Origin of the sequence: Bacillus sp. CH140a_4T, assembly GCF_008923725.1 — a bacterium.
GTDB lineage: Bacteria > Bacillota > Bacilli > Bacillales > Bacillaceae_G > Bacillus_A.
The window spans coordinates 151,516-176,180 of the sequence record NZ_WBPF01000022.1 but is presented as its reverse complement, the minus strand read 5'-3'; the positions used below and the strand labels follow the sequence as shown (position 1 = coordinate 176,180).

The following is a 24,665-nucleotide window of genomic DNA, read 5'->3' as shown; positions in this document are numbered from 1 at the left end:
AACTTATGTAAGATTGTTGCACATTGAAAAACAGCTCTTAGTAGCTATCACGATATTTTCTTCGTATGCTCCATTTTTATCATGGGGACGTTACGGATTCGACAGGGATAGTTCGAGCTTAGGTTGCGAGTCGAGGGGATCGGCCTCGTTAAAACGTCAAAGCCTATAATTGGCAAACAAAACAATCTTTCTTTAGCTGCTTAATTGCACTAAAGGTTCCTCCCTCCATCGTCCATGTGGTAGGGTAAGGGACTCAAACTAAGTGGACTACGCCGGAGTTCGCCGTCTGAGGGCGAAGGAAGAGAACAATCAGACTAGCAACTTGGAAGCCTGTCGATAGGCCGAAGAGTTCGCGAAATGCTAATATATCGACTACACTCGTAGAAGCTTAAGTGCCGATATTTTTGGACGTGGGTTCGACTCCCACCGTCTCCACCAATACATATTTGGTGGTTTTTTATTTTGTATGATATGAACCATAACTTTGCCATTTTGGCAAGGTTATGGTTCTTTTTGTTTTGTTATTTATAAAATACTCAAGTTGAGGACTGTACCCTTGAAACAGAAAATGAAAACATCGTTATTGATGATAAGCAGGTAGATACTATAGATACCTTTAATGATTACATGGTCTATATTTAAATCTTCATATCTTTTGTGTTTTCACCCGTATCTATTGTAAGATTATATAGAGTTCTCCTAATAAGCTGTTATAATGGTTTTTTTAGGAATTTAATATGTATAAATCTTAAATTATTTTTTTGAGATAATTTTTTATCTAACCAAGTTATATTGAAGTAGAGGTGAACCATCGGTGAGGCAGGTGTTAGTAATTAAGAATGAAAGGTCTTTAGCGAAGAAAATCGTAAGCGGTCTAACGCAAGAAGGCCATTTCATTTTAAAACTTCACAATGAAAACCAAGGTTTAAATATAGTATACGAACAAGATTGGGATATTATCATATTGGACTGGGATTCATTAAGTATGTCCGGACCAGAAATTTGCAGACAAATACGACTTGTTAAAACGACGCCGATTATTATTGTGACCGACAATATTTCTAGCAAGGATTGCATAGCAGGGTTACAAGCAGGGGCAGATGATTATATAAGAAAACCATTTGTGAAAGAAGAATTAGTAGCAAGGGTTCAAGCTATTTTAAGGAGAAGTGACTATATCCAGCAAAATGGGACAAGCTTTTTTCAGTTTAAAGACCTCTTTGTTGATGCATCTAGCAATATTGTGAAAAAAAGTGGCGAAAACCTCGTGCTTACTAAGCGCGAGTACGATTTACTTGTATTTTTAATCAAGAATAAAAATACAATATTGAGCCGTGAAATGCTTTTGAACCAGGTTTGGGGAGATAACGTAGTAGTAAATCCAAATGTAGTAGACTTATATATTGGGTATGTCAGAAAAAAGTTAAAGTGCGAGAAGAAAGACAGATATATTCAAACGATACATGGCAGAGGCTATTCAATGGTTGATTGATAGTAGAAAAAAATGAGTAAAACTATTTGATTATCAGTTTTACTCGTTTTTTTCTATTAAATCTGATAATCAAATAGTGTCTGAGAAATATTAAATGCCCGATTGGTGAGGGCTGATTAAAGTTTCACTTTATAAGAGGTGCGCATCTATTGGTTAGTGCGGAGGGGATGACTCTAGCACGCCTTAGTTGAGGCCCTATCTAATTTATTTTTAATTTAATTAACTCACACCATTCACAAGATTTTCACATAATTAACGACTATACTTATTATCAGGATGTTCAAATGAAAATGATTATCAATAGCAATTTAGATGTATAAACGTTACTATCTAATTTAATCTATGGACTTTATCATTTTCGAACTAAATTACATAATAAGGAGTATACGTATGAAAAAAACTATGCTTTTAAAATTAGTAAGTATTTTAGCAATCTTCACTTTAATGTTAGTAGCTTGCTCAAATCCAAGTAATGACACGAAAGAGTCGAAGGCTAATAAAGAGAATGGTAGTGATAAGCCAAAAATGGTTGAAATCACTGATGCACACGGAACTGTTAAAGTACCAGTAAATCCAAAGAATGTAGTTGCTTTGGATAATAGAACTTTTGAAACTTTAGCTGATTGGGGAATTAAATTAGCGGCTGCTCCAAAGGATATCATGCCTGCGGATTCAGCATATAAAAAAGATGATTCAGTTAAAAATATCGGGAATCACCGCGAACCAAATCTTGAAATTATTGCAGCGGCAAACCCTGACCTTGTAATCGTTGGTCAAAGATTTGCTGATCATTACGAAGAAATCAAAAAATTAGTGCCAAATGCAGCTGTTATTGATCTTAATTTTGATGTTTCTGAGAAATCTACTACGCCTGGAAAAAATTTAGTAGATGGACTTAAAAATTCTACAACTACTCTAGGAAAAATCTTTGATAAAGATAAAGAAGCTAAACAATTAGTAGCTGATTTTGATAAATCTATTGAAAAAGCAAAATCTGCTTATAACGGAAAAGATAAAGTTATGAGTGTTATCGTTACTGGTGGGAATATTGGTTTTGCTGCGCCGCACTCTGGTCGTGTTTGGGGACCAATGTATGAAATTTTCGGTTGGACTCCAGCATTAGAAGTGTCTAATTCTACTGCAGGTCATAAAGGTGATGACGTTTCTGTTGAAGCTATTGCACAAACAAATCCTGATTGGCTTTTCGTATTAGATCGTGATGCTGCAACATCTGATGCAGCTAAGTCAACACCTGCCAAGGATGTTATTTCTAAATCACCAGCTCTTCAAAACACAACTGCTGTTTCTAAAAAACAAGTTGTTTATGCACCAGAAGATACTTACACAAATGAATCAATTCAGACTTATGTAGAGTTATTTGGAAATCTTGCAAAAACTTTAGCTAAGTAGTGTAAAGGGGTACGAAACAGTGTCAAAAAATATGATTTCTAGGGTTGAGAATATTTCTCAACCCCAGTTTTATAATCACAATAAAATATGGACAAAACCTTTTATAATAGCGGTTATAGTTGTTATCATTTTAGGGGTTATATCACTGTTTACTGGAGTTTATGATCTTCGTGGACAAGAGGACGGAATGGAGATGTTTTTCATCACTCGTGTTCCGAGAACAGTTGCATTAATGCTTACTGGAGCTGCAATGGCGATGGCAGGACTCGTAATGCAACTCATTACACAGAATCGCTTTGTTGAACCTACTACAACGGGTACTATCGAATGGTCAGGCTTAGGCCTGCTTTTTGTGTATTTATTATTTCCTGCCCCGACTTTAGTTCAAAGAATGACTGGTGCAATCATTTTTTCTTTTATAGGAACTATGATTTTCTTTCTATTTTTAAGAAGAGTTAAGCTTCGTTCGTCTTTAATTGTCCCGATTATTGGATTGATGCTCGGAGCAGTTATTTCTGCAGTGTCTACTTTTTTGGGACTTCTTTTTCAAATGACGCAAAGTATTGAAACTTGGTTCGTAGGTTCATTTGCTAACATTCAGGTGGGAAGGTATGAATATTTATGGCTGATTGTTATCATTACTTTGCTTATTTTTATGTATGCGAATAGATTGACTTTAGCTGGACTAGGAGAAGATGTCGCAACAAGCCTTGGCGTTAATTACAATAGAATTGTTCTTTTTGGGACGGGCCTTATCTCTGTTGCGGTTGGAATTGTTGCAGCTGTTATTGGACACTTACCTTTCTTGGGATTAATTGTGCCAAATATTGTTTCCATGTTTAGAGGTGATGATCTTAGAAGTAATTTACCTTGGGTTTGTGTGATTGGAATGGGGACAATAACTGCCTGTGACATCATTTCTCGAACAATTATAAAGCCTTTTGAAGTACCTGTTTCTTTAATACTTGCAACAGTGGGAGCGGTCGTGTTTATTACTATTCTATTGAGACAAAGAAAACCAAGGAGGCTGCGATGATCACATTAGACTATAAAAATAAAGAAAATGTCGAAATCGATTCTAGCCTTCATAATGAAAGTAGATCAGCTAGTGCTTTTCGTTCTAAAAAGGAAGCAAGACGTTATTGGATTTTACTCATAACATTGATTGCTTTAGGTCTCCTTTCTTCATATGGACTTTTAGTTTATAACAACCCAGTTCCGATAGATTCACCTTCTTTTATCCCAGTTGTTAAGAGAAGGATAGTAGCTATTGTTGCGATGATTATTGCTGCAGTTTGCCATAGCTTATCGACAGTTGCTTTCCAATCTATTACGAATAATAAGATTATTACTCCTTCACTTTTAGGTTTCGAATCACTTTATTCAGCAATTCAAACGAGTACAATATTCTTCTTTGGTGCTAGTGCATTAATAAATTTTAATGGAATTGGATCATTTTTATTTCAAGTTGTTGTGATGGTCTTCATGAGTTTGATACTTTATGGATGGTTACTTTCCGGTAAATACGGGAATTTACAACTTATGCTTTTAGTTGGAATTATTATTGGTACCGGGCTAAATTCTGTGTCAACTTTCATGAGAAAACTACTTGCGCCTTCAGAATTTGATATTTTACAAGCGAGATTATTTGGTTCTGTTAATCATGCAGACCCTGCATATTTTCCTATTGTAATTCCTATGATCATAATTGTAGCAGTATTAATTTTTGCTCATTCTAAGAAGTTGAATGTTTTGTCATTAGGAAAGGATGTTGCTACTTCTTTTGGGGTTAAATATCAACCTAGTGTAATTTATACGCTTGTGTTAGTTGCTATTTTGATGTCTATCTCAACAGCTCTAATTGGGCCACTTACTTTCTACGGCTTTTTAGTAGCAACTTTGAGTTATCAGGCGGCGTCAACTTATGATCATAGATATATTTTCCCAATGGCTTTTGCTATAGGATTTTTAATAATGACGAGTGCATACTTTTTAATGTATCATGTATTCCATGCTCAAGGTGTAGTTTCAGTTATTATTGAATTATTTGGTGGAATCATATTCTTAACTATAGTTTTAAGGAAGAGGGCTTTATGATAAAAATAGATAATGTTAAAAAGTTCTATACTGATAAGGTGAGAATAGGACCTTTGGATATTGAAATACCAAAAGCGGGCTTTACTTCTTTAATTGGACCAAATGGCGCTGGAAAGTCTACGACACTTTTGATGATTGGAAGACTTTTAGATATGGATGAAGGTCAAATTCAGGTAGCGAATATGGATGTTTCTGAATCCAAATCAAAAGACTTAGCAAAAATTTTGACTATATTGCGACAAGAAAATCATTTTGTAACGAGGCTTACTGTTAGACAATTAGTTGGATTTGGGCGCTTTCCTTATTCAAAGGGAAGATTAACTAAAGAAGATGAGGTTATCATTTCTAAATATATCGATTTCTTAGATTTAACTAGTTTAGAGAATAGATATTTAGATGAGCTTTCTGGTGGTCAAAGACAAAGGGCATATGTAGCGATGGTATTGTGCCAAGAGACTGAATATGTGCTATTGGACGAGCCTCTGAACAACCTTGATGTTGCGCGCTCTGTTCAAATGATGGAGCATTTGAGACGTGCAGCTAATGAATTCGGAAGAACAATTTTGACTGTTATGCATGACATAAATTTTGCAGCTAAATACTCTGATAAAATTTGTGCTATGAAAGATGGACAAATTGCTGCTTTTGGAACAGTAGAAGAGGTTATGGACCCAACAATTTTAACAGATATTTTTGAAACGAAAATAGAAATTATCAAAGGTCCTTATGGGCCAATCGCTGTTTATTAATGAATAAAATGTTCCATTAACAAATGAAATAAAAGTTTCAATTGGAGGAACAACATTATACCCAACTGCTAGTATTAGTCATTAGGTATAAAAAAGCGCCCTGTAAGCAGGGCGCTTTTTTACTTAATCACAAATTTTACTCTTTCCAAAACTGTTCTAACAAAATAACAATCATAGTACCTACGAGTAATCCGTTACTTAAAACATATTGTAAGGAAGAAGGGGCTCCGCTAAATGCACTTTCTGGAAGAAACATTATACCAAAACTGATTAATAATGAAATTCCTAATATAGTGAATCGGCGTTGCTTTAATTCTTCACGTAAAATGGATTGAAATGAAATGCCTATTACTTGGACAAATGTAGCTAAAAGTGCAGCATTAGCAATAGGACCTGGTAGCAAGGATATAAAGTTTACAATTGAGGGGATAAAAGAAATACCTGCTAATATAAGACTTGCTATAAGGAACGACTTCACTTTTTTTTGACCTGTTAGTTGAATAAATCCTGCTGATGCAGGTAATGGTACAATTCCAATTGTAGAGAACAATGACGAGATAATATGTGATATACCTCCGACCCATACACCACGGTTCAGTGTTTGCTTTTCATTTTCTTTAGATAGCGGAGCCACTTGTTTTACAGCCGAAATAGCAGCAATTGTATTTGCAATTAAAAGAAAGGTAAATAAAGTCGAAGTTAGAATCATTCCAATATCGAATCTAGGTGTGCCCCAAGCAAATATCTCTGGTAACTTAACTAGCGTTGTATGTGAGGGCATATGAGATGATTTTCCTAATACTGCATACAAAAGCCAACCACATGAAATTCCAAGTAACACAGCGTAACTTTTCATCCATCCTTTCCCTTTAATTGATAAGAAAGTAATAAGGGCAAAAACAAAGAGCGCAATAGTAGCTGTTGTATAGTCAGGATGAGTTGCAGATCCTTGTAATCCCATCATTCCTTTTAGTAACACACCACTAAGCTGAAGTGATAATATTAAAAGAAAAGTTCCTGTAACTAAAGGGGTAAATAAACGTAAGATTCGATGAACAAGCCCTGTTATACCAAGAACGAAGAGTAATATACCTGCAATAATTAATCCGCCTTCTAAAAGTTGCAACACGTCTTTTGCACTTTGTCCCTGATGCATAGCGACTTGTCCCAATATGACAAATATACTTACCCATGAACCGGCTGGCCCGTCCGCAATGGGGTAACGGTGCCCAAACCACGCTTGTAGAAACGAACTTACTCCCACGACTAAAAAAGTCCGCTGCATTAATGTTGAGATATCTTCTATTGGTAAATGGAATATGCCACCAATAATGATAGGTAATGCAATTGCATTTGCTAATAGAAACACAAACCATTGTAGAATACTAAAACTCGTATCAAAGTGTTTTTTATTCATATTATTCTCCTTTGCCGAAAAAGAATTTCATAGTTAAAATCCATCCTTTTTACATAGTTAGAAAGGATGGATTTTGTAAATCTATAAAATTACTTTAATTATATAGATGAATTTTTTGATTATTTACCATGTACGGAATGGTAAGAATTTCCCGTTAAGTGTAATCACGATACGAGGATCGCCACCTTTTGGATCTTCTTGTGTATCCACACCTAGGTTGAAGTTAATCGCACTCATTACACCTTCGCCCGCTTTTTCTAAGATTAACTCTCTAATAGTTGGTGCATATTGTAACATCATTTCATATAAACGATATGCAATCGGGTCAGTAGGAGGCATTTCCATTACTTGGCCACGAAGTGGAACTACTGTTAATGCTTGAACTACTTCTTCATCTAATTCTAATAGTTTACCGATTTTTTCTGCTTCTGGACGTGTCATTGTAGCTTGTCCTAATAACGCTGTTACAACCCAAGTCTCAGAGTTTTCACTTACTTTTGCAATTTCTTCCCAAGTTAACCCTTTTTTAATTTTTGCCGCTAGAATTTTTTGCGTAGCTTCTTGTCTATTCATATCTAATACTTGTTTTTTCATATCTCATAACTTCCCTTCATGTACGTAATAATTATTATTTTGCTTCACTATTTAACGCTTTATATCCATCAACCACTACATCTAATTTACCTGTGTGAGGGTCAATAACTAAACCGTGTACAGGAACATCTTTTGGAATAAGTGGGTGATTTCTTACTAAATCAACATTAGCTTGTGTTGAATCGCAAACATCATCGAATCCGAATAACCATTTTTTAAGGTCAACACCAGCATATTCAATCGCTGATAAAATTTCTGGGGAAGCTACTCCACGATCTAATATTTTTTGGAGTGTTCCTTTTGGATTCGTTTGGCTCGCACCACATCTATGGTGTCCAATAAGGAAGATTTCATCTGCATTTAAATCGTATACTGACGCGACAACACTTTGCATAACACTATCGAAAGCAGAAGCAATTTTACCACCTGCATTTCTGATGACTTTTGCATCACCATCGTGTATATCTAAAGCTTTTGGAAGTAGCTCAATTAAACGAGCATCCATGCAAGAAACAACAACCATACGTTTTTTAGGCATTTTTGTCGCTTCACGAGGAGCGTATTCCTTATTTTCTACAAATTGTTCATTGAACGATAGAATTTCTTGTAATAACATATTTGTAACCTCCTTTAAATCTAGATGTATTTTTTTGTTGCGTCCTCTGTGTTATAAGTAAATATAACTGATAAATAATGTGATGTAAGAGGATAAACTAAGTATAGTGAATTGTATCGATAAGCAGAATAAGTTGGCGAAACACTTTCGGGCTTTCTACTTTCACGGTGAAAGGATTGGTTTATATCATTGATCAAACAGATTTTGAGATACTGAAATTATTAGGAGAAAACTCAAGAATACAATGGAAAGAGCTTGGCCAAAAAATACATATGACGGGGCAGGCCGTAGGAAATCGAATTCGAAGATTAGAGGATTTAGGGATTATTGAACAGTATACAATTGCAATAAACCGAATCAAATTAGGACAAGTAGTGACTGCATTTGTTACTTTGTTCGTAACAACAGCTAATCACCAAGAGTTTATGAATTTCTTTCAAGGAGAAGAAGGGGTTTCTGAAGTACACCGTATAAGTGGTGAGGGGTGTTATTTATTAAAAACACATTTTGCTTCCAACGAAGACTTAGATAACTTTCTAGGACGACTATTAAAATACGGGAATTATCGTGTTAACTTATCAATAGGAAAGTTGAAATAAGGTTTCTTTTCTTTGGAGGAGATAGTAACATTATTTGCTAAACCTTATTTGTATAGAGATAATAAAGTCTTTTAATTTTTATCTTAAATAGTCAGAGCCTTACTACAATTTATGTGTAGTAAGGCTTTTTTAAAGCTGTTAAAAAATACATTGTAAGGAAGAAGGAAAGCCGTTAACAATAATGTAATTCTTAATAGAGTTAATCAAGTGCATTGTAAAGGTTTTTAAGATGAATTGTAGGGGAAATGAAGATCTTATAGAAGGGATTCTTATAGGAAGGGGATGTCTATGTTTGATTCAACAGACTTTAAAATTATAAAGTTACTACAAGAAAACGCTAGAATGAACTGGAAGGAAATTGGAGAGAGAGTACATTTGACTGGCCAGGCTGTTGGGAAACGAATTAATAAATTAGAAGAGGCAGGTGTCATTCGAAAATATACGATAGATATCGACAGGGCTAAGTTAGAAGGGTCTATTATGACGTTTGTTACACTATTTCTGCATGCACCACATTATCATAAGCAAATTCAAACCTTTTTTGAAAAAATGGACGTAATTACTGAAATGTATCGTATAAGTGGCGATGGCTGTTATATCATGATTCTTCACACATCTTCACATCAACAATTAGAAGAGACTCTTGCAGATGTTTTACATTATGGTGATTATCGTATAAATACTGTCATTAAGACAATTGAAAAAAAGAAAGAATAAGAGATTTATTCTTTCTTTTTTTATATGGAACTGTAATTCTTTATTTGCTCTTGTTTATAAAACAGTTTGCTGACATGATTTTTGCATAAATATCACCAAACTCTAACGAACTCATGAACGATTGATGAGCGTGTACTGCGGGGATCAGATTTCCTTGAAATTCTAAATCTTTTGTTGTACAAGCATCTTCAATTACAACACATTGAAATCCTAAATCACTGGCAGCACGTACTGTTGCATCAATACATACATGAGTCATCATACCGCAAATGACTAGTTGATCTATTTTTTCCTTCTTTAATGTTTCAAATAAATTGGTTCTTAAAAAACTGTTAGGGTGATGTTTTTGTACGACTCTTTCGTTAGCGATTGGCTGTACATCATCATGAATTTGAACACCTACTGTTTTAGGTAAGAAGAAAGTAGCTCCTTCATTGTTCGCAATATGTTGTACGTGAATAACTGTTTTATGTTTTTTACGAAATACTTTCAAGACTTCTTGCGCTTTTTGTGCAGCTTTTTCAGGGTGATGCAATTCCATATTGCCGCCTTTAAAGTAATCATTTTGTATGTCGACTAATAGTAACGCTTCGTTCATAGTTAATCCCCCCACATATATTTGTACAGTACGTTGTTTGTACTGTACCGTTATTATATAAAGTATAGGTATGTGCAGGTAATAATGTCATGAAACGATTTTAACGCATATAGTTTCATTGCGAAAAAGCTAAAAGATACAAAGTAAAGATTGGGGAAACGGCTATATTAAACGTCAATATCAGGATGGTGAAGTGATAGTGAAAGAGGACGAACATATTTGATTTAACACTTTTGTAAGTATAATTTTGCTATAATAAATACGTACTTACACGAAGGGGAGTTTAAAGATAAAATGAAGTCGTTTAATATCGATCATCTTATAGCTAGTGTTTTGCAATGGATATTAAATATAGCTTTAATTATATTATCCATTGTGTTATCGATTTTCTTAGTGAATGAGACAATTACATTTGTGCAGTATATCTTTTCGGAAAAGGAGTATACATCGTATAAATTGGTTGAAAGTATTATCGTCTACTTCTTATACTTCGAGTTCATCGCATTGATTATTAAGTATTTTAAGTCGAATTATCATTTTCCGTTACGTTATTTTATTTATATCGGAATTACGGCTTTAATTCGATTAATTATTGTATCTCATGAGGAACCGATGGAGACGTTGTTATATGCGGGATCCATTCTCGTTTTAGTCGTTGCTTTATACATATCGAATATGAGAGATTTGAGAAAAGAGTAGTAGTGCAGGCGTAGCTTGCACTATTTTTTATGTCTTGACCTTCAAGTTGCTTGAAAGTTTACAATACAAATAGGGCGTTTGAAATTGAAAAAAATTGAGACATTAAGTGAAGAGGTTTCTTTTACTTGGAGGTTATAGCAATGAGTCAGGAATTAAGGTTACGTCCTTTAGAACGGGAAGATTTAAAGTTTGTACACGAACTTAATAATAATGCACATATTATGTCGTATTGGTTTGAAGAGCCGTATGAGGCATTTGTGGAGCTGCAGGATTTATACGATAAACATATACATGATCAAAGTGAACGCCGATTTATCGTTGAGAAAGATAATGAGATGGTTGGATTGGTCGAATTAGTGGAAATCGATTATATTCACCGAAGAACTGAATTCCAAATTATTATTGATCCTAATTATCAAGGGCATGGCTACGCAGCAGAAGCGACGCGTTTAGCGATGGATTACGCTTTTTCTGTATTAAATATGCATAAGATTTATTTAGTTGTGGATAAAGAAAATGAGAAAGCAGTCCATGTGTATAAAAAGGTTGGATTTATAGTGGAAGGCGAGCTTTTAGACGAGTTTTTCGTTGATGGTAACTATCATAATGCGATAAGAATGTGTATGTTCCAGAAGGAATATTTTAAAAATAAGTAGTTGAATGATTTGGAGGTAATGTTGACGCTTCGTAAAACTGTATGCTAAAATCCCTTTTAAGTATTAAGGAAGGTGCAGAACATGCTTTATATAAAATTTGTAAAACTCATTAGAAAACTTTGCTCCGCACAAATGTATACGATGAAGCGTTGTACGGAGCTTAATCAAGGGGTATAAATCCCTATATTCATCGACTGAATAACTTTTCTAAAAAAGTATAGTTTATCTATGCTTATTTGGTTATGGTTTTTCAGTTGATGTATAAAATAGATTAAGGGGCCATAGACAATGCTTTGTCTATGGCCCTTTGTGTATATTATTCCAATGAGCTTTTACTGTAAATTGGAGTAGTATGGGAAAAACCACGAAGCAGAGGGCTAGTGTCGAATGACGCTATCTCTCTGCTTTTTTTAATTTCAGGAAAAGAGGAATAAAAATGAGTTTACTTAAAGTTGAACGTTTATCACATAGTTTTATAGATAAAGTATTATACGAAAATGCTTCTTTTGATTTGTATAAAGGGGAACATATGGGGATTGTTGGACAGAATGGTGCAGGGAAAAGCACATTAATGAAAATATTGGTGGGGGAAATTATTTCTGATAAGGGGAGCATTAAGTGGCAACCTAATATTCAAATTGGACATCTTGATCAATATGCAGAAATTGATGGGAGCTATACCATTTCACAGTATGTAAAGCGAGCCTTTTATGATTTGTTTGAAATGGAAAAGAGAATGAATCAGTTATATGAAGAAAGTGCGATGACTGGAGATGAGAATCAACTATTGAAAGCAGCTGAAATACAAGAACAGCTTGAGGCTCGTGATTTTTATTCAGTAGACAGCGTAATAAATAAGGTGGCAGCCGGTTTAGGTATTGATGCGATTGGGATGGATCGTGTTATTGATGAATTAAGCGGAGGACAACGGGCGAAGGTAATTTTAGCAAAGCTTTTATTAGAAGAGCCTACTATTTTATTACTAGATGAACCGACAAACTTTCTTGATAAAGAGCATGTTGAATGGCTTGCTAATTATTTAGTGAATTTTGAAGGGGCGTTTATTGTCGTGTCACATGATTTTGACTTTCTAGAAAAAGTGACTTCTTGCATATGTGATATAGAGTTTGGAACGGTGAAGAAGTATTACGGCAAATACTCAGATTTTGTAAGACAAAAGGAGCATTTGCGAAAAGATTATATTCGCCAATACTATGCACAGCAAAAGAAAATTGAAAAAACGGAAGAGTATATTCGTAGAAATATTGCTGGAGTGAATTCAAAAATAGCGCAAGGGCGTAGGAAGCAGTTGCAACGTATGGAAAGAATTGCGCCACCAAGTTTTACTCATAAACCGTATATTTATTTTCAGGAGCTTCCCATTTCAGTTCAGACAGTTCTTGAAGTAAATAATCTTGAAGTTGGTTACGATTTTGCTCTCTTACCAAAATTGAATTTTTCAGTGATGGGTGGGCAAAAACTTGTTATTACAGGGTTCAACGGAGTAGGGAAATCTACTTTATTAAAAACAATCGTTGGAACTATTTCTAGTATTGCCGGAGCATTTCACTTCTCAGAGCAAATAAAGATTGGATATTATGAGCAAAATCTGAATTGGAACAACGATTCTTTAACGCCGCTGCAAATTATTTCAGAACAGTTTCCTAAACTAAATGTGAAGGAGATACGTCATCATTTAGCTGCATGTGGTGTGAAGGATACTCATGTTTCACAAGAAATTCGTACGTTGAGTGGTGGTGAACAATCAAAGGTTAAATTATGCGGATTATTATTATCACCTTGTAATTTCTTAATCTTAGATGAACCGACAAATCATTTAGATGCAGAAGCGAAGGGGGCTTTGCAAAAGGCACTCATTCAGTTTAAAGGTAGCATTATACTCGTATCTCACGAAGCAAGTTTTTATCTTGATTGGGCAGATAGTATTTTTAATATAGAGACAGGATTAGTTAAGGGGGTGTGAAGCATATGATTGAAAACAATTGGAAAACGAAAATTATATTATTTTTGACCGCTCAAACGATTTCGTTATTCGGTTCATCTCTCGTACAATACGCGATTATATGGTATATCACCTTAACGACATCGTCAGGGTTAATGTTGACCATTTCAACCGTTTGCGGTTTCTTACCACAAATTGCGATTTCTTTATTTGCGGGTGTTTGGATTGATCGTTATGACCGTAAAAAGATGATTATGTTATCGGACGGGGTTATAGCAATTGCTACGTTAGTTTTAGCAGTTTTATTTTTAACAGGATATAAAAGTATTTGGTTACTTTTTATAGTACTACTCATTCGATCAGCTGGGACAGGTATACAAACGCCAGCTGTGAATGCGTTAATCCCACAAATCGTTCCGAAAGATTATCTTATGAAAGTAAATGGGATAAATAGCAGTATTACATCTTTAATTATGTTTCTTTCTCCAGCAGCAAGTGCTGCAATTCTTTCTATTGCTAGCATTGAAACGACATTTTTTATTGATGTTATTACGGCTACGATTGGAATTAGTATTATGTTTATCATTCAAGTGGAAGGACATGTGAATGCAGAGGGCAAGCAAAAATCTAATCTACAAGGCATAAAAGAAGGATTTGCTTATTTAAAAGAAAATGAATTGATTAAAAGGCTACTCGTTTTATTAATCATTGTCATGATTTTAATAAGTCCAGCCGCCTTTTTAACACCTTTAATGGTAACTCGTTCTTTCGGTGCAGAAATGTGGAGACTTACTGCTAGTGAGATGACTTTTAGTGCGGGGGCGGCAGCTGGTGGCGTATTGATTGCGGCATGGGGTGGTTTCCGTAATCGTATGCATACAACAGCACTAGCTTGTGCGTTGTATGGACTGCTTATGATTGGACTAGGGATTGCTCCGGTATTTATTGTGTATTTAGTATTTAACTTTTTAATTGGTATAACAATGCCGTGCTTCAATACAGCGGTTACCGTGTTATTGCAGGAAAAAGTAGAACCTTCTATGCACGGACGAATGTTTAGTCTTGTACAAATCGCTAATTCATGCGCGCTTCCTTTAGGAATGATAATATTTGGTCCATTGGCTGATATGTTTAGTGTAGAAATTTTGTTAATTTATGCTGGGATATTCGTGCTATTGTATGCGATTTATGTTGTAGTAAGCAAGAGGTTTGAAGTGTAAATATTTATGTTTGAAAAGGTTTGTGAGGCAATTTAAGGTGCTTCATAAACCTTTTTCTATTTATAATAGTCAATAATTATTTATTGTAAAACAATAAATAATTATTGACGAATGATTTTATTTTAGGTAATATGATGTTAATAATCTAAGGGTAATTATATGAATAGAGGAGAATGTGAAATGATAAATAAATACGTAGTAGCTATTTCTTTCATGATTTTAGCGATCATTTCTTTAGCTATACATGCTTCAAACAGTAAAGTGGGAGCGAATGGATTCCTTGAAGAACCTTTCTTTTTCTTAGTACCGATAAGTTATGTATTGTTCTTTAGTGGTATTGGTGTATTACTATTTGGATTTATTACTTCAAAGCTGAAAAAAAGTAATAGATAAAATGAAGTTTAAGTAGTGAGGGATCCATTAATCAGGACAAAATACTCACTATAAAATAGGAACATACTATATGGAAGAAAAATAATAAGTGAGCTGAATCATGATGAATCATTATTCTTATAGTGGTAGACAAGTGGGAGCAGCTATTACTTTGGCAGGAGCACAGGGGACAATTCATGCTGTGAATCAAGCGATTCAAATGCAGCAGCAAGCATATTTTGCACAAATGATGCAAGGGCAGTATATGTCGTACTCACAGCCTCCGATGCAAATTGTACATTACGATGTGCATCCAGCGGGTTTATTCTCCATTCCATATGGCGGGACATACTTCTTATGAAAGAAAGCGACTGATAAGAGTCGCTTTCTTTTTTTATATTCCGCCTAGATTCATTCCAAGGAATGCAAAGAGGATACCGATTATATAAGTTGCGCTTACATATAAAAATAGTACACCAAGGTTTTTACGATTGAAGAGCTGAATGGACTCTAGTTTAAATGTTGAAAATGTCGTGAAGGCACCCATAAATCCAGTACCTAATAATAATTGCCAACCTGTAGTGACGCCATTGCCAATTATATATCCGAGTAAAAACGCGCCTGTTATATTAATGAGAAATGTAGCAATTGGAAAGGAAGTTTTATTTCTTTTTTTAAACCAATTGCTAATTGCAAATCGTGTAATAGCACCGAAGAAACCTCCAGTTGCTACTAATAAAGCTTCTATCATAAGTGATCACCTTCCGTAAGATGTTTCTTAAGTAAGATATCACCTAGTGTATAGCCAAGAGCAGACATAATGAGGCCGCCAAGTATGCTGCATGATACATATAAGAAAGCCGTACTCCATTCAGAATGATGGATTAATTGCACAGTTTCTACACTGAATGTCGAAAACGTCGTAAAGGAACCGATGAATCCAGTTCCAATGCCTGTGATAATTTCTGAAGGCAAGATATTTCTCCGAGCGATATACGTAGTTAGCCACGCTAATAAGAAGCAGCCGGCTAAGTTAATAAGTAATGTAGCTAATGGAAATGAATGATGCCATGAAGTATGAATAATAAGACCTAAATAATAGCGAGAGAGGGCTCCTAATATACCGGCTATACCAACGATAATATAAATCAATTTCTTCACCTCTTTAAATAGCTTGCTCAAAAAAATAGACTCCTACCAGTAGTTATACTGGTAGGAGTCATTAGCTAAGCAGCAGTTATGGCGAACTCCATCGCCTATGATTATTACATATAGTGTACTAAACATTTTGTTGGATTTCCAGTGAAGGAGTCGGGGCATTTTGTATTTTTGATAATTTAAGAGCAAGAATAATTACTTATAAACTAAATATAGTGATATAAGGTTTTCGATGTGATAAAATATTTCTTATGTCTGTCATTCGGTTTTAGTTAACTGAAAATAAAGAAAATTAAACTGTGTGTTTTAGAAAAGGGGCGTTTATTTGAAGAAATTATTAAAAATAGTACTTATATGTATTTTAGTAGGATTGGGAGTTGTAGGTGGTTTTTTAGCGTATATGACACTTACAAAAGAACAGCCTGCTGATGTTATAAGTTTGAAGGTGGAAAATAATAAGGAGCGCGTATTAGCGCCTAACAATGAGTTTAAGGTTACAACATTTAATATTGGATATGGTGGATTAGATAAGGATCAAGATTTCTTTATGGATGGCGGAAAGGGATCTGGTTCAAGTAGTAAAGAGCAAACGGAAGTTAACCTAAAGAATATGCTTTCGTTTTTACAAAATGAGAATAGTGATTTTACGTTATTACAAGAGGTTGATATAAAATCACTGCGATCTTTTGATGTAAATGGACATGAATTTTTGAAAAAAGGATTATCTGATTATGCTTCGTCGTTCGGAAAGAACTATGATACAAAATGGGTCCCTGTACCAATTACAAGTCCAATGGGATATGCGGAGGCTGGACTAAGTACGTTTTCTAAATATACAGTCCAAACAGCGCAGAGGTTCCAACTTCCTGGAATGGAGCCTTGGCCAAAGCGTTTGTTTGATTTGGATCGAGCGATTGTTGAGCATAAAATACCTGTTAATAATGGGAAGTTTGTTAGACTCGTAAATTTACATTTGTCTGCGTATGATGAAGGCGGGAAAATTAGAAAACAGCAAGTAGAGTATTTAAAAGAATATATGAATAAGCATTATGAAAATGGTGATTACGTAATAATGGGCGGAGATTGGAATCAATTAGTTTCTGATGTTCAATTAAGTGATCCAAAGTTTGTGAAAGAACGTCCAGAATGGTTAGTAGAGTTGCCAAAGGACTTTACTGATGGTGGCTTTAAGTGGGCTGTAGACCCATCTGTTATGACGGTGAGAGATGATGTGAAGAAATATGTAGAAGGCGAAAACTTCGTCACGATTATTGATGGCTTTATCGTTTCACCGAATGTGGAGATTGTAAATGTGCAGGGGAAAGATTTAAAGTTTGAAAATAGCGATCATAACCCAGTGAGTGCGGTATTTAAGCTAAAGTAATTAAGTGCAGAAGGTGGGACTTTATATATGGAGTGGTTAAAGAGAACTTGTTTTTCTAACCTTGAGAAAGAATCACAGAAAAATCATTTATTGCTGTTTATTACGATTTGTAGTTTCTTCCTTGGAATAATCGCGATTGGGTATTACGGATATATTTTTACAGAGAGAGCAATAGCATTTTGGGTTTGTGGTATTTCAGTTGTTGTATTTGGAACGCTTCTTACTTTTATAGAAAGCATGGAAGCGATGTATAAATATATCATGACATTTATGTTGCTTATTATGTCTTTCATTATGGTACAAGCTTTTAATGAAAGCCCAGCTGTATTTCAAATGGTCTACTTTACGCTAGCAGTTTCACTTATTTATTTAAGTGAACGTCTCGTTATCATTCTCGGCGGAGTGGCGGTTGTTATCACATTTATTCTTTGTAGTTATTGGCCGGAGCAATTTTTTGCTTATACAGCGGCATCTGAAGCTGCAAACTTCGCAAGCTTGTTAGCAATCGTAACGATCGCTATGTGGGGCGTAACGAAGATTGGCTCTAATCTGCTAGCTCGTTTAAGTGATGAGAAGCAAGAGGTGATGAGGAAAGCTCAGGAGCTAGAAGAGACTCAAAGACTTATTGAGGAAACTGTTGTGAAACTAGATAGTAATTTCAATCATTTAAGACAAAATATGAATACATCGATGGAATCGATGAGTGAAATTAATTTTGCTTTTGAAGAGGTGGCAGTTGGTACTCAATCACAATCAGAGATGATGCATCGTTCAGTAGAAGTATTGAATGATATGGAAGGAAATATTGAACAAATCATTTCTCAAGTAAGAGGTGCATCGATTCGTGTTGATGAAAGTTTAGAGATTTCAAAGGGTAGTGTACATACTTTACGAAATTTTGAAGCGAATATGAGAAGTTTAAATGATGTTGTTTCACAATCAGGAATTATATTTAGAGATTTAATGATGCAGTCGAAGCAAATTAATGAAATTGTAGATGTAATAACGAATATTTCAAGTCAGACGAGTTTGCTAGCTTTAAATGCAAATATTGAAGCAGCAAGAGCAGGCGAGCATGGAAAAGGATTTGCTATTGTAGCGAATGAAGTATTAAAGCTTGCCGAAGAATCGAATCGCTCTGCGGGGAGAATTCAAGGTATTTTAAAGGAGTTTAGTAATCAAGCAAGTAAAGTGGAAGTACAGGTAGAAAAATCAGAAAAAGTACAAGAAGAATGTAATGAAATGCTAGCAAGTGTTTTAACAAATGTAACGGATTTAGGGAAGTTTATTGATGCAATTAATGATGTAATGAGAGAGATTGTTGGTCATCAAGAAAACTTGCAGGTTAAAACGACGAATATCGTAAAGGATGTTACACATGCTTCTAACGTAATTCAGCAAACTTCTGCAGCTACGGAAGAAGTGTTAGCAAGTGTGGAAGAAGAAAAACATCGAAATGATATATCGGTGAAGACGTTACATACTGTTAGTGAGCAAGTGAAGTTACTAGAAGATATTTTAGAAAAGTAATATCTCTTGAAAAGGGCACACCATGTGTGCTCTTTTTCATTTAAATGAATACTTGATAGTAATTTAATTGCTTTTCTGCGCGTTTTCTGCCAAGCTTAAGGAGATAAACTGAGACTTTAATTTGTGTGGCTATACGCTACTGATTATTAGTTGAACCCCGCAAATAGCGGAATAAAATACTTCAAAGAAAGAATTATATAGGTGACGCATATGATCGAAGTTAAGACTTCTGAACTTAGTGATGGAGAATTTAATAGAGGGGTATTTGCAACTCGTGATATTAAAAAGGGTGAGTTGATTCACTCAGCACCAGTTATCTCTTATCCGAATGAACAGCATGAACACATTGAGAAAACGTTACTTGCTGACTACGCATTTGAGTATGGGGTAAATCATACGGCATTCCTGTTAGGATACGGCATGTTATTTAATCATGCATATAATCCGAATGCAACGTATGATATTGTCTTCGAGAATCATACGTTTAACTTCTTTGCTTACAAAGATATAAAAGCGGGAGAAGAGATTCTAATCAATTATAATGGTGAAGTTGATGACGATGAGCTATTATGGTTTGATAAGGAAAAAGAAGAGAACGAAAAGTAAATTATAATAAGTAATAAAAAAGATGCTTTTACCTAGGTAAAAGCATCTTTTTTATTGATGAAAATAAAGTAAAGATTACAAAAAAATACCACTTTATTTTCGTATGGTATAGTAAGATACTGAAGGATAGTGTTTTGAAAAAGTAATATATTTTACAAATTGTTGTCTTTCTGATGACATGTCAAGTTTAGTAGCCCATTTGGGTTGCTTTATTATGCAATATATATTTTAATATGAGTGGCACCTCTTATAAATTAAGAGGTTTATAGGTGTCTCGAATTGATTTTGGGTACACTGTATCCACCACTTTAGGTTCGTTCATGTATGTGGGGATATTATGGGCCCGTATAACGGGATAAAAAGAATATAGAAATAGAGGAATCGTAAAATGAATATGCAAGAGGTTTATAAATATTTAAGTACGGTATTGCCTGAAGGTCATGTGAAACAAGATGAAATGTTAAAGAATCATACGCATATTAAAGTTGGCGGCAAAGCAGATGTGTTCGTTGCGCCGACGAATTATGATGAAATTCAAGAAGTTATTAAATATGCTAACGAAAATAATATTCCAGTTACGTTTTTAGGAAATGGATCGAATGTCATTATTAAAGATGGTGGAATTCGCGGGATTATAGTAAGTTTAATTCACATTACAGGTGTGACTGTAACAGGAACGACGATTGTGGCACAGTGTGGTGCAGCAATTATTGATGTATCACGTATTGCATTAGATCATAATTTAACGGGTCTTGAGTTTGCTTGTGGTATTCCAGGTTCAGTTGGCGGAGCATTATATATGAATGCTGGTGCTTACGGCGGTGAAGTATCGTTTGTATTAACAGAAGCTGTTGTAATGACAGGTGATGGAGAGCTACGTACTTTAACGAAAGAAGCATTTGAATTTGGATATCGTAAGAGTGTATTTGCAAACAACCATTACATTATTCTTGAAGCGAGATTTGAGCTTGAAGAAGGTGTGCGTGAAGAAATTAAAGCAAAAATGGATGATTTAACGTTTAAACGTGAATCAAAACAGCCTCTAGAATATCCTTCATGTGGTAGCGTATTTAAGCGCCCGCCTAATAACTTTGCTGGTAAATTGATTCAAGAATCAGGGTTACAAGGTAAGCGAATTGGCGGAGTGGAAGTTTCTCTAAAACACGCTGGATTTATGGTGAATGTTGATAACGGAACAGCACAAGATTACATTGATTTAATTCACTTTGTACAAAAGACTGTTGAAGAGAAATTTGGCGTGAAGTTAGAGCGAGAAGTAAGGATTATTGGAGAAGATAAAGAATAAACATGCGTATGAAACTACGAATTATTTTAAAATAACATTTGGGTATTGTTGACAATTTGTTTTCAATTCAATATAATGGCTAATAATTTAACAAATAATATACGTTGAAAGAGCCCAGTAGCAGTTTGTCACTGTTAACGAGAGAGCTAGGGGTTGCTGAAACCTAGCACAAACAAACTTGCGAATTACACTCTGGAGTATCTTAGGTAATGCTAAGCGGATTGGCAATCGATATTATTGCTAAGAGTGGTATGAGTAGCTATGCTATTTATACAAACTGGGTGGTAACACGGTGAATAATCGTCCCTATGTCATAGACATAGGGACTTTTTGTTTTCAAAAAAATAGAGGGGATGACAAAAGATGAATATTATTGATGAATTAGAATGGCGCGGTGCTGTGAATCAACAGACGGATGAAGAAGGTTTACGTAAGCTAGTAGAAGAGAAAAAGATTTCACTATACTGCGGAGTTGATCCGACTGGTGATAGTATGCATATTGGACATTTGATTCCGTTTATGATGATGAAGAGATTCCAGTTAGCTGGCCATCATCCAGTTATTTTAATTGGCGGGGCAACAGGAACAATTGGTGATCCGAGCGGACGTCAATCAGAACGTCAACTTCAAACGTTAGAAGTCGTTCAGCATAATGTGGATGCGTTAACAGCGCAAATGAAAAAGCTATTTGATTTTGGCGGAAATAGCGAAGTGAAGATGGTAAATAACTACGACTGGACACATGAAATAAACATTATTGAGTTTTTACGTGATTACGGGAAGAACTTTAGCATTAATAGCATGTTAGCGAAGGATATTGTAGCAAGTCGTTTAGATACAGGAATTTCTTTCACAGAATTTACGTACCAAATTTTGCAAGCGATGGACTTCCATCATTTATACACGAAAGAAGATGTTCAACTGCAAATTGGTGGTAGTGACCAATGGGGAAATATTACGAGTGGTTTAGATTTAATTCGTAAGTTAGAAGGGCACGAAGCGAAAGTATTTGGATTAACGATTCCGTTATTATTGAAATCAGATGGAACGAAGTTTGGTAAATCAGCAGGTGGTGCGGTTTGGCTTGATCCTGAAAAAACAACACCATTTGAATTTTACCAGTTCTGGGTGAATACAGATGACCGTGATGTAGTGAAATACTTGAAATACTTTACGTTCTTAACGAAAGAGCGCATTGATGAATTGGCAGTGAAGGTAGAAACAGAGCCTCATAGACGTGAAGCGCAAAAAGTATTAGCGGAAGAAATGACGAAATTCGTTCATGGAGCAGAGGCACTCCTGCAAGCTGAGAAGATTACAGCAGCGTTATTTAGCGGAGATATTAAATCGTTAACAGCTGATGAAATTGAGCAAGGTTTTAAAGAGATGCCAACATTCCAGTCTTCAAAAGAGACGAAAAACATCGTAGAATGGCTAGTTGATTTAGGAATTGAACCATCTAGACGACAAGCACGTGAAGATATTAATAACGGAGCTATTTCTATGAATGGCGAAAAAGTAACGGATGTGGGTACGGATGTTAATGTAGAAAATTCATTTGATGGACGATTTATTATTATTCGTAAAGGGAAGAAGAACTATAGCCTAGTTAAATTAGGATAATAATTTGTGTGAAAGGATGGGAGTAGGAAGAATACTTCCATTCTTTCATATACACAATTTAGACATAAAATAATCAGTAAATTTAGATAATTTAAAGGGTTATACGGTTCTTCTGCCGAATAAATAAGTTAGAGAAAATTACGGATAAAAATAGCCCGAACCATGCAGGGCATGATTCGGGCTTATATTCAGATTAGTAAGCTAAGCTGAATAGACCTTTAATGTGTGATAAGTAACGAACGTTACTTGCTTCTTTCATTAATGATGCTGGTAAGCCTTTAAGTGGAGTATTGCTTGCTCCAATTGTAGCAACAGCATCTTTACGTCCTAGACTAGCAAGTGTTCCAGAGTTTACAGGTGCGAACTCTTCGAATGCTTTGCCTTCTAGTGCTGCGTATAAGTTGTATCCAATTAACTCACCCATTTGCCAAGCGATTTGTGCAGTTGGTGGGTATGGACGTCCGTCTGGAGCGAAGACAACAGCGCTGTCTCCAGCAACGAATACGTCTTTGTGAGAAGTAGATTGTAGGTGTGCATCAACAGTTGCACGTCCACGGTTTACTTCAAGACCTGATTCACCAATTAATGGGTTACCTTGTACGCCGCCTGTCCAAACGAATGTGTTAGCAACAAGTTTTTGACCGTCTTTTAGGTCGATTTCATTGCCAGCAACGTTTGTTACAGGAAGACCTGTTAAGAATGTAACACCGCGTGCTTCTAGGCTAGTAGTTGCACGTTCGATTAAGTGGTCTGGTAATACTGGAAGAATTTTTGGACCTGCTTCAACAAGAAGAAGTTTAACTTCTTTTGGATTTACGCCGTGGCTTTTTGCAAGTTTAGGCATAATGTCAGCAAGCTCACCAACTAGCTCAACGCCAGTTAATCCGCCACCACCGATTACGATTGTAGCATCAGCTTCGTTTTTCGTTTTCGCGTATTCACGAATACGGTCTTCAACGTGTTTGTAGATTTTGTTTGCATCAGCAGCAGATTTTAATACCATGCTGTTTTCTTCTAGTCCTGGAATACCGAAGTAAGCAGTTTTACTTCCTAAAGCAACTACAAGTGCATCGTAAGATAAAGTAGTGCCACCAGCTAGTTTAATTTCTTTGCTATCAACTGAGAATGACTCAACTGTTGCAATTTTAAGATCGATGTCTTTACCTTTGAAAAGCTTTGTAAGTGGCATTGCAATTGCTTGCTCAGCAACGTTACCAGCTGCAAGGCGGTGTAGTTCAGTGATAATTTGGTGTGTTGGGTATTGGTTAATCACTGTAACTTGTGCTTCTGATTTGCTGTAATATTTACGTACGTTTAAAGCGGCAAGAAGACCGCCATAACCAGCGCCTAAGATGACAATTTGTTTTGACATAGTATGATATCCCCCGTCTTTACTAATTGTTGTTATAAGTTAAATTATTTATTGTTACGTTCTGCACTAATTTGAAGGTATGCGTTCACAAAGCGGAACATTTTTTGTGCTTGTGGGTCTTTTAGTAATTTTAATAGACCGAACAGGCCGATAACTTCGTTGCTTTCGTCAGCACGATCTTTCGCTTCGATAGCAGTTGCAGCCATGCCTTTCACTGTATCTTTTACAGGTTCTACAAGCTCTGTGATTGCACTAACAGTGTCGCTTTTTAATACTTCATCAGTAGCAACAGTTTGAGCGAAGTCATAAGACTTAGTTAAAATATTAACAAGCTCAGTTAATTTTGGAAGCTGTTCTACTAGTGTTGTTAATGATTCTTGTACCTCAGGTTTTAACAACTGATCAAGTACATCAAGTTGTCCTTGGCTAGCAGAAATTTGTACAGTTTCTTGTTCTGGCTTTGTTTGAGTCATAGTTTCTGGCATCT

General features: G+C 35.4%; 26 protein-coding genes, 1 other RNA gene, 1 riboswitch and 1 other annotated feature. Of the genes, 19 read left to right on the top strand and 8 right to left on the bottom strand.

The features are described 5' to 3' along the window. The first annotated feature begins 83 nt into the window (after window positions 1–83). The 6 genes from ssrA (at window position 84) to F8162_RS27155 (ending at window position 5,748) form a co-directional block, all read left to right on the top strand. Window positions 84–438: a transfer-messenger RNA gene (gene ssrA / locus F8162_RS27180) on the top strand. 376 nt (window positions 439–814) lie between these two features. After that, entirely contained in the window at window positions 815–1,492 is a 678-nt protein-coding gene (locus F8162_RS27175; protein WP_151632188.1) for a response regulator transcription factor, read from the top strand. A gap of 390 nt (window positions 1,493–1,882) precedes the next feature. Next, on the top strand, window positions 1,883–2,902 hold the full coding sequence (locus F8162_RS27170) for a siderophore ABC transporter substrate-binding protein (protein ID WP_151632190.1): 1,020 nt from the start codon (window positions 1,883–1,885) through the stop codon (window positions 2,900–2,902). Window positions 2,903–2,921: 19 nt separating this feature from the next. Then, entirely contained in the window at window positions 2,922–3,938 is a 1,017-nt protein-coding gene (locus F8162_RS27165) for an ABC transporter permease (RefSeq protein WP_151632192.1), read from the top strand. Beyond that, a complete protein-coding gene (locus F8162_RS27160) occupies window positions 3,935–4,999 on the top strand; it encodes an iron chelate uptake ABC transporter family permease subunit (RefSeq protein ID WP_137052376.1) in 1,065 nt (354 codons plus the stop codon). The genes F8162_RS27165 and F8162_RS27160 overlap by 4 nt, the downstream gene beginning before the upstream one ends. Continuing rightward, the gene (locus F8162_RS27155; RefSeq protein WP_151632194.1) at window positions 4,996–5,748 is read left to right on the top strand and encodes an ABC transporter ATP-binding protein; all 753 of its coding nucleotides are present in this window, start codon (window positions 4,996–4,998) and stop codon (window positions 5,746–5,748) included. The genes F8162_RS27160 and F8162_RS27155 overlap by 4 nt, the downstream gene beginning before the upstream one ends. Before the next feature lie 136 nt (window positions 5,749–5,884). Here F8162_RS27155 and F8162_RS27150 read toward each other — a convergent pair whose 3' ends face one another. The 3 genes from F8162_RS27150 to F8162_RS27140 form a co-directional block, all read right to left on the bottom strand. Then, window positions 5,885–7,165 carry a purine/pyrimidine permease gene (locus tag F8162_RS27150; RefSeq protein WP_151632196.1) on the bottom strand — a complete coding sequence of 427 codons (1,281 nt, stop codon included), beginning with the start codon at window positions 7,163–7,165 and terminating at the stop codon, window positions 5,885–5,887. Window positions 7,166–7,288: 123 nt separating this feature from the next. Continuing rightward, complete coding sequence (cynS, locus tag F8162_RS27145) at window positions 7,289–7,738, bottom strand: cyanase (protein WP_029443571.1); 450 nt, start codon at window positions 7,736–7,738, stop codon at window positions 7,289–7,291. A gap of 55 nt (window positions 7,739–7,793) precedes the next feature. After that, window positions 7,794–8,375, bottom strand: a complete 582-nt coding sequence (locus tag F8162_RS27140) for a beta-class carbonic anhydrase (RefSeq protein ID WP_076541667.1) — start codon at window positions 8,373–8,375, stop codon at window positions 7,794–7,796. Between the two features lie 167 nt (window positions 8,376–8,542). Here F8162_RS27140 and F8162_RS27135 point away from each other — a divergent pair, with 167 nt between their 5' ends. Then, on the top strand, window positions 8,543–8,974 hold the full coding sequence (locus tag F8162_RS27135) for an Lrp/AsnC family transcriptional regulator (RefSeq protein WP_025709812.1): 432 nt from the start codon (window positions 8,543–8,545) through the stop codon (window positions 8,972–8,974). 282 nt (window positions 8,975–9,256) lie between these two features. Then, on the top strand, window positions 9,257–9,691 hold the full coding sequence (locus tag F8162_RS27130) for an Lrp/AsnC family transcriptional regulator (RefSeq protein WP_151632198.1): 435 nt from the start codon (window positions 9,257–9,259) through the stop codon (window positions 9,689–9,691). A gap of 40 nt (window positions 9,692–9,731) precedes the next feature. Here the strand turns inward: F8162_RS27130 and F8162_RS27125 are convergent, their stop codons facing one another. After that, window positions 9,732–10,289 carry a cysteine hydrolase family protein gene (locus F8162_RS27125; RefSeq protein WP_151632200.1) on the bottom strand — a complete coding sequence of 186 codons (558 nt, stop codon included), beginning with the start codon at window positions 10,287–10,289 and terminating at the stop codon, window positions 9,732–9,734. Window positions 10,290–10,583: 294 nt separating this feature from the next. Between F8162_RS27125 and psiE the strand changes: the two genes are divergently transcribed. From psiE to F8162_RS27095, 6 genes are all read left to right on the top strand, one after another. Continuing rightward, complete coding sequence (psiE, locus tag F8162_RS27120) at window positions 10,584–10,988, top strand: phosphate-starvation-inducible protein PsiE (RefSeq protein ID WP_151632202.1); 405 nt, start codon at window positions 10,584–10,586, stop codon at window positions 10,986–10,988. 140 nt (window positions 10,989–11,128) lie between these two features. Continuing rightward, window positions 11,129–11,644, top strand: a complete 516-nt coding sequence (gene speG / locus F8162_RS27115) for a spermidine N1-acetyltransferase (RefSeq protein WP_151632204.1) — start codon at window positions 11,129–11,131, stop codon at window positions 11,642–11,644. Between the two features lie 436 nt (window positions 11,645–12,080). After that, window positions 12,081–13,628, top strand: a complete 1,548-nt coding sequence (locus F8162_RS27110) for an ABC-F family ATP-binding cassette domain-containing protein (RefSeq protein ID WP_151632206.1) — start codon at window positions 12,081–12,083, stop codon at window positions 13,626–13,628. Between the two features lie 5 nt (window positions 13,629–13,633). Next, entirely contained in the window at window positions 13,634–14,827 is a 1,194-nt protein-coding gene (locus F8162_RS27105) for an MFS transporter (protein WP_151632208.1), read from the top strand. A gap of 159 nt (window positions 14,828–14,986) precedes the next feature. Next, window positions 14,987–15,220, top strand: a complete 234-nt coding sequence (locus F8162_RS27100; protein ID WP_076541675.1) for a DUF3955 domain-containing protein — start codon at window positions 14,987–14,989, stop codon at window positions 15,218–15,220. Window positions 15,221–15,320: 100 nt separating this feature from the next. Beyond that, window positions 15,321–15,560, top strand: a complete 240-nt coding sequence (locus tag F8162_RS27095) for a DUF3947 family protein (RefSeq protein WP_151632211.1) — start codon at window positions 15,321–15,323, stop codon at window positions 15,558–15,560. A gap of 33 nt (window positions 15,561–15,593) precedes the next feature. Here F8162_RS27095 and crcB (F8162_RS27090) read toward each other — a convergent pair whose 3' ends face one another. Both crcB (F8162_RS27090) and crcB (F8162_RS27085) read right to left on the bottom strand, forming a co-directional pair. Beyond that, on the bottom strand, window positions 15,594–15,950 hold the full coding sequence (gene crcB / locus F8162_RS27090; RefSeq protein ID WP_151632214.1) for a fluoride efflux transporter CrcB: 357 nt from the start codon (window positions 15,948–15,950) through the stop codon (window positions 15,594–15,596). Beyond that, window positions 15,947–16,351, bottom strand: coding sequence for a fluoride efflux transporter CrcB (gene crcB, locus F8162_RS27085; RefSeq protein WP_192797680.1), 405 nt, complete (start codon window positions 16,349–16,351; stop codon window positions 15,947–15,949). Before crcB (F8162_RS27085) ends, crcB (F8162_RS27090) begins: the two co-directional genes overlap by 4 nt. 54 nt (window positions 16,352–16,405) lie before the next feature. Next, a riboswitch (Fluoride riboswitch) is annotated at window positions 16,406–16,465 on the bottom strand. 217 nt (window positions 16,466–16,682) lie between these two features. Between crcB (F8162_RS27085) and F8162_RS27080 the strand changes: the two genes are divergently transcribed. From F8162_RS27080 to tyrS, 5 genes are all read left to right on the top strand, one after another. Then, on the top strand, window positions 16,683–17,741 hold the full coding sequence (locus F8162_RS27080) for an endonuclease/exonuclease/phosphatase family protein (RefSeq protein WP_151632218.1): 1,059 nt from the start codon (window positions 16,683–16,685) through the stop codon (window positions 17,739–17,741). Window positions 17,742–17,768: 27 nt separating this feature from the next. After that, the gene (locus F8162_RS27075; protein ID WP_151632220.1) at window positions 17,769–19,271 is read left to right on the top strand and encodes a DUF4077 domain-containing protein; all 1,503 of its coding nucleotides are present in this window, start codon (window positions 17,769–17,771) and stop codon (window positions 19,269–19,271) included. Window positions 19,272–19,481: 210 nt separating this feature from the next. Further along, the gene (locus F8162_RS27070; protein WP_000573650.1) at window positions 19,482–19,877 is read left to right on the top strand and encodes an SET domain-containing protein; all 396 of its coding nucleotides are present in this window, start codon (window positions 19,482–19,484) and stop codon (window positions 19,875–19,877) included. A 388-nt stretch (window positions 19,878–20,265) separates the two neighbouring features. Next, on the top strand, window positions 20,266–21,183 hold the full coding sequence (gene murB, locus F8162_RS27065; protein WP_151632222.1) for a UDP-N-acetylmuramate dehydrogenase: 918 nt from the start codon (window positions 20,266–20,268) through the stop codon (window positions 21,181–21,183). 95 nt (window positions 21,184–21,278) lie between these two features. After that, window positions 21,279–21,494: a binding site (T-box leader), on the top strand. 52 nt (window positions 21,495–21,546) lie between these two features. Then, window positions 21,547–22,806 carry a tyrosine--tRNA ligase gene (gene tyrS / locus F8162_RS27060; protein WP_151632224.1) on the top strand — a complete coding sequence of 420 codons (1,260 nt, stop codon included), beginning with the start codon at window positions 21,547–21,549 and terminating at the stop codon, window positions 22,804–22,806. Window positions 22,807–22,999: 193 nt separating this feature from the next. Here the strand turns inward: tyrS and F8162_RS27055 are convergent, their stop codons facing one another. Then, window positions 23,000–24,178, bottom strand: a complete 1,179-nt coding sequence (locus F8162_RS27055; RefSeq protein ID WP_097904186.1) for an NAD(P)/FAD-dependent oxidoreductase — start codon at window positions 24,176–24,178, stop codon at window positions 23,000–23,002. 44 nt (window positions 24,179–24,222) lie between these two features. Beyond that, window positions 24,223–24,663: a DUF1641 domain-containing protein gene (locus F8162_RS27050; RefSeq protein WP_001115312.1), complete on the bottom strand. Its 441-nt coding sequence runs from the start codon at window positions 24,661–24,663 to the stop codon at window positions 24,223–24,225. Between the last annotated feature and the right edge of the window lie 2 nt (window positions 24,664–24,665).